Origin of the sequence: Streptomyces sp. ID05-39B, assembly GCF_033794725.1 — a bacterium.
Taxonomy (GTDB): domain Bacteria; phylum Actinomycetota; class Actinomycetes; order Streptomycetales; family Streptomycetaceae; genus Streptomyces; species Streptomyces bobili.
In genome coordinates this window covers 1-10,764 of record NZ_JARGEF010000261.1, presented here as the reverse complement: position 1 = coordinate 10,764, position 10,764 = coordinate 1, and the positions used below count along the sequence as shown (strand labels likewise).

Annotated in this window: 10 protein-coding genes; 4 read left to right on the top strand and 6 right to left on the bottom strand. The window is 71.4% G+C overall.

The window, feature by feature from the left end:
- The 6 genes from P1P75_RS34935 to P1P75_RS34910 all read right to left on the bottom strand — a co-directional run.
- Positions 1 to 416 (bottom strand): FAD:protein FMN transferase (locus P1P75_RS34935; protein ID WP_319263081.1); only part of this gene is annotated, 416 nt, incomplete at its 3' end.
- Entirely contained in the window at positions 409 to 1,542 is a 1,134-nt protein-coding gene (locus tag P1P75_RS34930; RefSeq protein WP_319263079.1) for an FMN-binding protein, read from the bottom strand. The genes P1P75_RS34930 and P1P75_RS34935, both read right to left, overlap by 8 nt.
- 59 nt (positions 1,543 to 1,601) lie before the next feature.
- Positions 1,602 to 2,984, bottom strand: a complete 1,383-nt coding sequence (locus tag P1P75_RS34925; protein WP_319263077.1) for a ferredoxin reductase family protein — start codon at positions 2,982 to 2,984, stop codon at positions 1,602 to 1,604.
- A gap of 97 nt (positions 2,985 to 3,081) precedes the next feature.
- Entirely contained in the window at positions 3,082 to 3,798 is a 717-nt protein-coding gene (locus P1P75_RS34920) for a L,D-transpeptidase family protein (protein ID WP_319263076.1), read from the bottom strand.
- Between the two features lie 90 nt (positions 3,799 to 3,888).
- Complete coding sequence (locus P1P75_RS34915) at positions 3,889 to 4,482, bottom strand: pyridoxamine 5'-phosphate oxidase family protein (RefSeq protein WP_319263074.1); 594 nt, start codon at positions 4,480 to 4,482, stop codon at positions 3,889 to 3,891.
- 136 nt (positions 4,483 to 4,618) lie between these two features.
- Positions 4,619 to 5,494: a hypothetical protein gene (locus P1P75_RS34910; protein ID WP_319263072.1), complete on the bottom strand. Its 876-nt coding sequence runs from the start codon at positions 5,492 to 5,494 to the stop codon at positions 4,619 to 4,621.
- 296 nt (positions 5,495 to 5,790) lie between these two features.
- Between P1P75_RS34910 and argH the strand changes: the two genes are divergently transcribed.
- The 4 genes from argH to P1P75_RS34890 all read left to right on the top strand — a co-directional run bounded on the left by argH (position 5,791) and on the right by P1P75_RS34890 (position 10,536).
- The gene (gene argH, locus P1P75_RS34905; protein ID WP_319263070.1) at positions 5,791 to 7,224 is read left to right on the top strand and encodes an argininosuccinate lyase; all 1,434 of its coding nucleotides are present in this window, start codon (positions 5,791 to 5,793) and stop codon (positions 7,222 to 7,224) included.
- 166 nt (positions 7,225 to 7,390) lie between these two features.
- Positions 7,391 to 8,362 (top strand): aldo/keto reductase, encoded by a 972-nt coding sequence (locus P1P75_RS34900; protein WP_319263068.1) that lies wholly within the window; start codon positions 7,391 to 7,393, stop codon positions 8,360 to 8,362.
- Between the two features lie 102 nt (positions 8,363 to 8,464).
- Complete coding sequence (locus tag P1P75_RS34895; protein ID WP_319263065.1) at positions 8,465 to 9,016, top strand: helix-turn-helix domain-containing protein; 552 nt, start codon at positions 8,465 to 8,467, stop codon at positions 9,014 to 9,016.
- Entirely contained in the window at positions 9,013 to 10,536 is a 1,524-nt protein-coding gene (locus tag P1P75_RS34890; RefSeq protein ID WP_319263063.1) for an MFS transporter, read from the top strand. Before P1P75_RS34895 ends, P1P75_RS34890 begins: the two co-directional genes overlap by 4 nt.
- Positions 10,537 to 10,764 lie beyond the last annotated feature (228 nt).

Below are 10,764 nucleotides of genomic sequence, written 5' to 3'. Positions count from 1 at the left end.
CCGTTGACGCTCACCCCGAGCACCCACGCGGCGGCGATCACCCGCGCCGCCCGCTCGGCCGCCCACCCTTTGACGATCCCGGTGGGGTCGAGCCGGCCGCCCTGGTAGCGCATGCTGAACCAGCCCTCGCTGGCCCGCTCCGCCTCGGCGCCCAGCGCCAGCACCTCGGCGACCTCGGGGTCGCACTCCTCCACGCTCAGTTCGCCGCGGACGAGCCGGGAGACCTGACTGTCCTCCCGGTAGGTGCTGAACACCTCGTTCACCCGGTGCAGCCCGGCGACCGCCTCGTCGAGCGCCGCCCGCACCGCACGGGGTTCCCCGCCGCGGACGTCGAAGGAGAAGACGGTCCCCATGACCTCCTCCGCGTGCCGCACCACGGCGGGGGCCTGCGCCGATTCGGCCACCGTGTCAGCCACCGGCCTGGTCCAGCGCCGACTGGAGGGATTCCTTGTAGCCGCCACTGGTGTACGTGGCGCCGGACACGGCGTCGATGTCGGCGCTGCCGGCGGCCACGGCCGCCTGGTTGAGCTTGGGTACGGCGTTGGCGGTGATCTGGTCGCTCTGGCCGCCCTTGGGCGCCTGGACCGTCTCCGCCTTGGTGATCCTGCCGCCGCTGACGGTGATCCGGACCTGCACGGTCCCGTAGTCCGTCTGCACGGCCTCCCCGGTGAAGGTGCCGCCCGCCTGGGCGTTGCCGGAGCCCTCCGGTGCCTTCGGGGCATCGGGTGCCTTCGGCGCCTCCGGGGCCTTCGACCCCTCCTGGGCCCCCGAACCCTGCGTCCCCGCACTCGCGTTGGCCTTGTCGATCGCCGACTGGAGGGACTGCTTGTACCCGGTGCTGGTGTAGGTCGCCCCGGAGACGGCGTCGATGTCGGGGCTCTGCTTGGTGACGACGGCCTGGTTGAGCTTGGGTACGGCGTCGGCGGTGACCTGGTCGCTCTGGCCGCCCTTGGGCGCCTGGACCGTCTCCGCCTTGGTGATCTGGTTGTTGCTGACGGTGATCCGCACCTGCACGGCCCCGTACTGCGTCTGCGCCGCGTCACCGTCGAAGGTGCCGGACACCGGGGCGGCACCGGCCGACCCCTGTGACGCGCCCGCGCTCGCCTTCATCTTGTCGATCGCCGACTGCAGGGACTTCTTGTAGCCCTCGCTGGTGAAGGTGGCGCCGGAGACGGCGTCGATGTCGGCGCTCTGCGCGGTGAGGGCGGCCTGGTTGAGTTTGGGCATGGCGTCGGCGGTGATCTGGTCGCTCTGGCCGCCCTTGGGCGCCTGGACCGTCTCCGCCTTGGTGATCTTGCCGTTGCTGACGGTCACGCGGACCTGGACGGCGCCGTACTGCGTCTGTGAAGCGTCACCGGTGATCGCCCCGGACACGGCCGCTCCGGCCCCGCCCTGAGCCGCTTCCTGTGCCGCCGCGCCCGCGCCGGCGGCCTGGGCGGAGCCCGGGTCCGACGACGGCTTGAGCGACAGCAGCAGCACGATGCCGGACACGGTGGCCGCGCCGGCGAGTACGACGCGCCGCAGAGGGTGGCTTTTCTTCATCGCTCCTGTTTCCCGTTGCTTCCCGTGTTGCTACCGGTGGATCCGTGGATTTCCGTCGCTCACATCTCGAACGACTCGTGGTGGATACGGCGGGCGGGAACCCCGGCGCCGCGCAGTGCCTCGTACACGTTCTGGGCGAAGCCGGCCGGCCCGCACATGAAGACGTCGTGGTCCTCGATGTCCGGCAGCTTGCGTTGCAGGGACTCCGCCGAGATGTCGGGGCGTTCCCCGTCGGGGCTGTTGACCGCGTACATCAGCCGCGCCCCGCGCTCGTCGGCGATCTTCGCCAGCTCGTCCCACAGCGCCAGGTCGTGCGTGCTGTTGGCCCGGTAGAGGAGCGTGATGTCGCCCTCCGCGCCGGGCAGCGTCTCGAACAGCGCCCGCATCGGCGTGATACCGACGCCGCCGGCCACCAGCAGCACCTTGCCCTGGCTGCGCCGCGCGGCCGTCATCGCGCCGTACGGCCCCTCGGCCCACACCTTCACGCCGGGCTTGAGGCCGCGCAGCGCGGAGCTGTGGTCGCCGATCGCCTTGACGGTGATGCGCAGCAGCTCGGGGCGGGGTGCCGCCGACAGCGAATAGGGGTGGGAGCTGAACCGCATGCCCGGCGCCAGGAACCGCCACCGGAAGAACTGCCCGGCCTCCGCGCCGATCCGGTGCAGCTTGCGCCCGCCGATCAGCACCGACACGATGCCGGGCGTCTCCTCGATGACCGCCTCGACGTACATGCGGTGGCGCATGTTCAGCCGGATCGGGGTGAGGATGCGGTACCAGACGACCAGCGCGGTGACCGACCCGTACAGCGCGTACCAGGCGGTCTTCGCGGCGGGCTCGACGGCGAAGTCGTTGCCGGTGGTGATCTGGTGCCAGAACGTCAGGAACACCGCGGCGTACGTCATCAGATGCACGTGGTACCAGGTGTCGTACGGCATCAGGCGGCGCACCGGGCCGATCGACGCCAGGCCGATGACCACGAGCAGGGCGGTGCCGATGGCGGCCTTGCCCATGTCGGGCAGCTGGTTCACCGAGTCGATCGTCTGCTGCACGATGTCGCCGAGCGACTTGCCGGCCTGGAGCGCGTATCCCCACATGATGAGGAACACGTGCGCGAAGGTGAGGCTGAGCGTGTAGCGGCCGCTCATCGCGTGCCAGCGGGCCACCCGGTCCGAGCCGACCCGGCGTTCCAGCGCCGGCACCCGGGCCATCTGCAGGACGACGAGCGCCATCAGGTATCCGGCGAGCAGTCCGGTGATCCGCCCGGCGTTGAGGATCTTGCCGCTGGTGTCCGAGATGGACGGCGTGTTGTTCCACCACAGCCACAGCACACCCGCGGCACCCGCCCAGACGGCGAGCAGCAGCGGAACGGCCGGGGAGCGGCGCGGACGGATGCGGCGCATCGTCTGGCGGCGGGCGGCACGGCCGCCGGCGATCGTCGTGGTCACTGTTCCTCCGTGGGTACGGACCTTGACCCACAGATACGGGCCGGGACCGCCCGGTGTTCAGCGTCGCCCCGTCCGGTACGGGTTCACCGGTACGGGGTCAGTACCGGGTGATCGCCGTGCGCCCGCCGGCCGTCCCGATCGCCAGGTGCGGACGCTGCGCCGGGCGGGCCCAGGCCAGGACGCGCCGCATGGCGTCCGCCGGTACCGACACACAACCGGCGGTCGCTCCCCACCCGTTGACGTGCAGGAAGATGCCCGCTCCGCGGTTGCGCACCGGCTTGCGGTAGTTGAACCCGGTCACCAGCGCGTGCGCGTACTGGGTGCGGTAGGTGATCAGGTGCTCGGACTCGGCGGCACGGCAGTCGGCCGGCCGCGGCTCGGTCCACCGGTTGTAGGAGCGGGACGCGTTGTCCTGGCACCACCAGGAGTCCGCGCGCACACGACGGTACGGGTACGCCGTCCCGCGCGGCGGCGCCTGGGTCCCGAACGCGAACGGGAGGTCGTACAGGCCGGTCGGTGTCGTGCTCGTGCCCTGCCGGCGTACGGCTCCCTCGACCAGCCCGTTCGCGCCGAACCGCGCCGGTGCGGAGCCGGCCCGCAGCCACCGGCCGCCGCGCAGGTCCCACCAGGTGAGCGTGCCCGTCGTGGCACCGGTGTGCGGGGCCACGGCGGTGATCAGCTGGGTGCCGCCGCCGGTGTCCGTCATCCGCGCGGGAAGCGGGGGCGGTGGTGTCGGCCCGCCGGTGCCCGCAGCCGCCCCGAGCAGGAGCAGGGACGCACAGACCAGGGCGGTGGCGAAGGCGAGACGGCGCATGCTCAGACGCTAAGCGGCGGTGGTGGCACCGGCAGGCCGGGTGGGCCGACCGGGTCGGTCACTGAAAGACGTCGTCCTCCGCCGTGTGGGTCACACCGGACGCATCGGGTGCAGGGGCAGCGGAAGTCCGGGCAGTCCGTCCATGCTCGTCGCGATGTGTTCCTTCTTGGCGAAGTACGCGCTCAGCGATTCGTCGTCCTCCCGCGCGAACCGCTTGGCGTGCAGATCGCGGTCCTCGTCGTACGTCATGAAGGGCACCGCGTATCCACAGGTGTCCCGGACGAGTTCGGCGTGCACGACGATGATCGCCCGCAGCCCGTGCGGGCTCGGGTCGGTCTCGGGGAAGTGGGTGGCGAGCAGGTCCGTGAAGCGGGGGTCGTCGCGGAAGACGGGTTCGCCTCGGCCGTGCACCCGCACGATGTTGGGCGGGCCCTGGAAGGCGCACCACATCAGCGTGATCCGGCCGTTCTCCCGCAGATGCGCGATCGTCTCGGCGTTGGAGCCGGCGAAGTCCAGGTAGGCCACGGTGTGTTCGTCGAGGACGGCGAACGAGCCCTTGAGTCCCTTGGGGGAGAGGTTCACCGTGCCGTCGCCGGACAGCGGCGCGGTCGCGGTGAAGAAGAGGGGCTGGTCCTCGATGAAGCTACGGAGTCTGCCGTCGATGCGCTCATAAGTCTTTCCCATGACTAACGATTATTCGGGAAAGTCCTTCGAATGTCTAAGCGATTGCGTGATCGGGTGCCCGGGTGCCCGGGTGCCCGGACGTCGCGGTGGCCGCCCCGGCTGAAGTTCTCCGGGGCGGCCACCGCGACGTGTCACGTCACTTGTTCAGGGCGCAGGGGGCGAGGGCGTCGAGGCCCTGGGGCTTGGCCGCGGTGCGGCCGATGGCGGTGGCGATGCGGTTGACGGTCGAGACGCGCTTGTCCTTGAGGGGGCCGAGGATGGCGTTGTTGACGAAGTTGGGGCCGCCCTGGCCGACGGTGTCGACGAGGCGCTTGTTGGCTTCGGCGATCTGGGTGTTGAGCAGGGTGAGGTTGCGGTCCACCTCGGCCTTGGCGGTGGCCGGGATCGCGGGCAGCTTGGAGGCCACGTCCGGGCAGCTGATCGTGCCGGGGGCGCCGGCGTTGCCGGCGTTTCCGTTGTTGCCCGCGTTTCCGTTGTTCCCCGTGTTTCCGTTGTTTCCGGCGTTCCCGTTGTTTCCGCCGTTCCCGGCCGGCTGGGTCGCCGCCGCGCCGCCGGGGTTGACGCCACCGCCGTTCAGGGCGCAGGGGGCGAGGGCGTCGAGGCCCTGGGGCTTGGCCGCGGTGCGGCCGATGGCGGTGGCGATGCGGTTGACGGTCGAGACGCGCTTGTCCTTGAGGGGGCCGAGGATGGCGTTGTTGACGAAGTTGGGGCCGCCCTGGCCGACGGTGTCGACGAGGCGCTTGTTGGCTTCGGCGATCTGGGTGTTGAGCAGGGTGAGGTTGCGGTCCACCTCGGCCTTGGCGGTGGCCGGGATCGCGGGCAGCTTGGAGGCCACGTCCGGGCAGCTGATCGTGCCGGGGGAGGCGAGCGTCTGGGCGTTCGTGCCGCTGCTCTTGGACGTCTCCCCGGCGAGGGCCGAGGTCACGACCACCGCGCCGGTCAGCGCCAGAGCGGCGGCGCCGCCGATGACCGCCACGCGACGCCTGTTGTACTTCGGAAGAGCCCTGGACATGCGGATGCCTCACTTGGGTCAGGAGTGGGTGGGTCGAACGCGGCGCCTGCGTTCAGCGATGAGTACGGGAAAGCGGTTGCTGTTGTTCAAAGGTGTTTCAAAAAGATCCGCGCGCCCGGCGATTCCGCAGACTCGACCACGCACCGCCACTTCCCGGAACCGGTCCCGCACCGGATCCGCCCCGCCTCCGCCTCCCTCGGGCCCGATTGACGAATCATGCAGAAGTCTGCATACTCATGCAGAGGTCAGCCTGCGAAGATCTGAGTTCACCCACACCCTCCCGAGGAGCAACGCAAGTGAGCAGCAACAGCGGTGACGTACGGCTCTGGGGCGGCCGTTTCGCCGACGGTCCCGCCGAGGCCCTGGCGAAGCTGTCCGCGTCCGTCCACTTCGACTGGCGGCTCGCGCCCTACGACATCGCCGGTTCGCGCGCCCACGCGCGCGTGCTGCACAAGGCGGGTCTGCTCACCGACGACGAGCTGACGGGCATGCTCGGCGGCCTCGACCGGCTGGAGGCCGACGTCGCCTCGGGCGCCCTCGTCGGCACCATCGCCGACGAGGACATCCACACCGCCCTGGAGCGGGGTCTGCTGGAGCACCTCGGCCCCGACCTCGGAGGCAAGCTCCGCGCCGGCCGCTCCCGCAACGACCAGGTCGCCACTCTCTTCCGGATGTACCTGCGCGACCACGCCCGGATCATCGGCGGCCTGATCGCCGACCTCCAGGACGCCCTGATCGGCCTGGCGGAGGCCCACCCGGATGTGGCGATGCCCGGCCGCACCCACCTCCAGCACGCCCAGCCGATCCTCTTCGCCCACCACGTCCTCGCCCACGTACAGCCCCTGACCCGGGACGCGGAGCGGCTGCGCCAGTGGGACGAGCGCACGGCCGTCTCGCCGTACGGTTCGGGGGCTCTCGCGGGTTCCTCGCTCGGCCTGGACCCCGAGGCGGTCGCCGCGGACCTCGGCTTCGAGCGCGGCAGCGTCGGCAACTCGGTCGACGGCACCGCCTCCCGTGACTTCGTCGCCGAGTTCGCCTTCATCACCGCGATGATCGGCGTGAACCTCTCCCGGATCGCCGAGGAGATCATCATCTGGAACACGAAGGAGTTCTCCTTCGTCACCCTGCACGACGCGTTCTCCACGGGCTCGTCGATCATGCCGCAGAAGAAGAACCCGGACATCGCGGAGCTGGCGCGCGGCAAGAGCGGCCGTCTCATCGGCAACCTGACCGGTCTCCTGGCCACCCTCAAGGCCCTGCCCCTGGCCTACAACCGCGATCTCCAGGAGGACAAGGAGCCGGTCTTCGACTCCTGCGACCAGCTGGAGGTCCTGCTCCCCGCCTTCACCGGCATGATCGCGACCCTCACCGTCCACCGCGAGCGCATGGAGGAACTGGCCCCGGCCGGCTTCTCCCTCGCCACCGACGTCGCCGAGTGGCTGGTCAAGCAGGGCGTGCCGTTCCGGGTGGCGCACGAGGTCGCGGGCGAGTGCGTGAAGGTCGCCGAGGCCGAGGGCAAGGAGCTGGACGAGCTGACCGACGAGCAGTTCGCGAAGATCTCCGCCCACCTCACCCCCGAGGTGCGCTCGGTACTCAACGTCGCCGGCGCCCTCGCCTCCCGCGACGGCCGCGGCGGTACGGCGCCCAGCGCGGTCGCCGTCCAGCTCGCGGAGGTCAAGGCGGACGTGGCCGCGCAGCACGAGTGGGCAACTGCCAAAGAAGCGAGCTGAGGAGCGCCCCTACGGGGGCGCGGGGAACTGCGCGAACAACCACGACGGACCCGCACCCGCCACTGCAAGCGCACCCCCGAGCTCCAAGGCGCCCACTCTTCACCGAAGGTCATCGCGGGTTACGTTGGTCGCCAGCCGTGCCTGAGCCGACCGAACGGAGCCCGCGATGCCCTTCGCCCGACTGGCCACCGCGACCACCCCCACCTGCCACATCGGACTGGGCCTCGCAGCCGTCGGCCGCCCCGGCTACATCAACCTCGGCCGGGACCACGACCTCGGCGACGACCGCAGCGTCGAGGCACTGCGCGCCCGCACCCACGAACTCCTCGACGCCGCCTACGCCCAGGGAGTGCGCTACTTCGACGTGGCCCGCTCCTACGGCCGCTCCGAGGAGTTCCTCGCCGACTGGCTGACGGCACGCCCCGGCGTCGACGACATCGTCGTGGGCAGCAAGTGGGGCTACACCTACACCGCCGACTGGACCACCGACGCCGAGCGGCACGAGGTCAAGGACCACGGCGTCGCCACGTACGAGCGTCAGTGCGCCGAGACCGCCGCCCTGCTCGGCGACCGCCTCGACCTCTACCAGATCCACTCGGTGACCCCGGACAGCCCGGCCCTCACCGACAAGGAACTGCACGCGAAGCTGGCCGAGGCCGCGGCCGGGGGACTCACGGTCGGCTTCTCCACCAGCGGTCCCGCCCAGGCCGACGCGATCCGCGCCGCCCTCGCCGTCGAGGTCGACGGCGCTCCCCTCTTCCGTACCGTCCAGTCGACGTACAACGCCCTGGAGACCTCGGCCGGACCGGCTCTCGCCGAGGCCCACGACGCCGGACTCACGGTGATCGTCAAGGAGGGCATGGCCAACGGCCGCCTGGCGGAGCCGCACGCGCCCGACGCCCTCAGGTCGGTGGCGGAGGAGGCGGGGCTCGGCTGCGACGCCGTCGCCCTCGCGGTGATCCTGCGGCAGCCCTGGGCCGGGGTCGTCCTGTCCGGCGCCGCGACCGTCACCCAGCTCGCCTCCAACCTGCACGCCGCCGTCGTCGACCTCGACGAGGGCCGGCTGGCCCGGATCGCGGCACTGGCGGAGGAACCGGGCGCCTACTGGGAGCGGCGCGGCCGGCTGCCCTGGCACTGAGAGATCACCGCGCAACGCCGCGGAACGCGACCGACGTGTGAGATGTGAGACGTGCACCCTCCTGATGAGACATTGATGTCTCATATGGGTTATTGTTGTCTCATGGCTGTCGATCGTGACCACGTGCTGCGCAGTGCCGCCGCCCTGCTGACCCGGAAATCCACCGCGACCATGGACGAGGTCGCCAAGGCCGCCGGGATCAGCAGGGCCACCCTGCACCGGCAGTTCGCGGGACGCGACGCGCTCGTGCGCGCGCTGGAGGCGCTCGGCATCCAGGAGTGCGAGGGGGCCCTGGACCGGGCCCGCCCCGACGACGGCCGCGCGAGCGAGGCCGTCCGACGGATGGTCCGCGAGATCGAACCGGCCGCCGCCCTGCTGGCCTTCCTCTACAGCGAGAACCAGCTGTTCGAGGGAGAGGAGCGAAACGAGGGCTGGGCCAGGATCGACGACCGGATCGCCGCCCTGTTCCGGCGCGGCCAGGCCGACGGCGAGTTCCGCATCGACCTGACGCCGGCCTGGCTCACCGAGGCGCTGTACGGCCTGCTGGCCTCCGGTGCCTGGGCGGTCGCGGAGGGCCGCGTCGCCCGCAACGACTTCACACACATGATCGTCGAGCTGCTGCTCGGCGGCGCCCTGAGGAGAGAGGAATCATGACCAGCACGCTGCAGCCGGTGGACCAGGACGAGGCGGTGAAGCGCCCCGGCCGCTGGCTCGCGCTGTCCGTCCTCGTGCTCGCCGTGCTGCTGGTGGCCGTCGACGCGACCGTCCTCGGCCTCGCGACCCCGTTCATCAGTGAGGACCTGAAGCCCTCCGGCACCCAGCTCCTGTGGATCGGCGACGTGTACTCCTTCGTCATCGCCGGTCTGCTGGTCTCGATGGGCAGCCTCGGCGACCGCATCGGCCGCAAGCGCATCCTGCTGATGGGCGCCACCGCCTTCGGCGCGATATCCGTGCTGAACGCCTACGCCACGACGCCGGAGATGATGATCGCCGCCCGCGCGCTCCTCGGCGTCGCCGGTGCGACCCTGATGCCCGCCACCCTCGCCCTGATCCGCCACCTCTTCCACGACCCGCGCGAGCGCAGTCTCGCCGTGGGCATCTGGGGCGCCGCGGCCTCCGCCGGTACGGCGGTCGGCCCGGTCGTCGGCGGCTTCCTCCTCGAACACTTCTGGTGGGGCTCGGCCTTCCTCATCAACCTGCCGGTGATGGCCGTCCTCGTCGTCGTCGGCATCCGCACCCTGCCGGAGTCCCGCAACCCCAACCCCGGCCCCTGGGACCTGGCAAGCGTCACGCTCTCCCTCGTCGGCATGATCGCGGTCGTCTACGCCGTCAAGGAGGCCGCCACCCACGGCCTCACCTGGACCACGGTGGGCGCCGCCCTGCTGGGCGCGGCGGCGCTGTACGGCTTCGTCCGCCGCCAGCTGGCCCTGCCGGTACCGCTGCTGGACATGCGCCTGTTCCGCAACCGCGGCTTCAGCGGCGCCGTCCTGGCCGACCTGCTGACCGTCCTCGGGCTGTCCGGCCTGGTCTTCTTCCTCTCCCAGTACCTGCAACTCGTCCAGGGCAGGCGCCCGTTCGAGGCGGGTCTCGCCGAACTTCCCGCCGCGATCGGCGCGGTGGCTGCCGGTCTGATCGCCGGCCACGCCGCCCGCCGCTTCTCGGTCCGGGCGGTCGTGTCCGGCGGCCTCGCGGCGATCGGCCTGGCGCTGGCCGCCCTCACGGTGATCGACGAGAGCACCGGCTATCCGCTGCTGGGAGCGTCGCTCCTGGCCGTCGGCGTGGGCGCCGGCTTCTCGTTCACCGTGACGGCCGACGTGATCCTGTCCTCGGTCCCCAAGGAGGAGGCGGGCTCGGCGTCCGCGGTCTCGGAGACGGCGTACGAACTGGGCGCGGCCCTCGGCATCGCCGTACTGGGCTCGATCGTGACGGGTGTCTACCGCGGATTCCCGTCCCCGCCGGGCACCCCCGCGGGTGCGCACGAATCCCTGGGCGGGGCGGTCGAGGTGGCGTCGGGCATGCCTGCGGGCGCGGCCCAGGAGATGCTGGCGTCGGCGCGGGAGGCCTTCGTCAGCGGACTGGGGCTGGCGTCGGGCGCCGGCGCCGTGGTGCTGCTGGCGACGGCGGGCGCGGCATGGGTGCTGCTGAAGGACCAGAAGCTGGACAGCTCCGGCTGAGTCGCAGGGGGGCGGGGTGTCGGACAACACCCCCGCTTCTTCTGCTTCCCCGGCCGCGCTCAAGGCCGCTACCGCCACCGCATCGCGCCGCGCCCCGCTCCGCCGGGGGAGGGCAGAGCCGGGGCCGGAACGGAATCCCACCCTGCCCAGTTTCCCTTCCGGGGGCCGACGGGGCCGACGGGGCCGACGGCCCCCGGAAGGGAAACTGGGCAGGGTGGGATTCCGTTC

Bases quoted from the DNA above. Each gene is read 5' to 3' on its own strand.
- P1P75_RS34930 (WP_319263079.1), bottom strand. From the start codon at position 1,542: ATGAAGAAAAGCCACCCTCTGCGGCGCGTCGTACTCGCCGGCGCGGCC.
- P1P75_RS34910 (WP_319263072.1), bottom strand. From the start codon at position 5,494: ATGTCCAGGGCTCTTCCGAAGTACAACAGGCGTCGCGTGGCGGTCATC.
- P1P75_RS34890 (WP_319263063.1), top strand. From the start codon at position 9,013: ATGACCAGCACGCTGCAGCCGGTGGACCAGGACGAGGCGGTGAAGCGC.
- P1P75_RS34915 (WP_319263074.1), bottom strand. From the start codon at position 4,482: ATGGGAAAGACTTATGAGCGCATCGACGGCAGACTCCGTAGCTTCATC.
- P1P75_RS34895 (WP_319263065.1), top strand. From the start codon at position 8,465: ATGGCTGTCGATCGTGACCACGTGCTGCGCAGTGCCGCCGCCCTGCTG.
- P1P75_RS34920 (WP_319263076.1), bottom strand. From the start codon at position 3,798: ATGCGCCGTCTCGCCTTCGCCACCGCCCTGGTCTGTGCGTCCCTGCTC.
- P1P75_RS34900 (WP_319263068.1), top strand. From the start codon at position 7,391: ATGCCCTTCGCCCGACTGGCCACCGCGACCACCCCCACCTGCCACATC.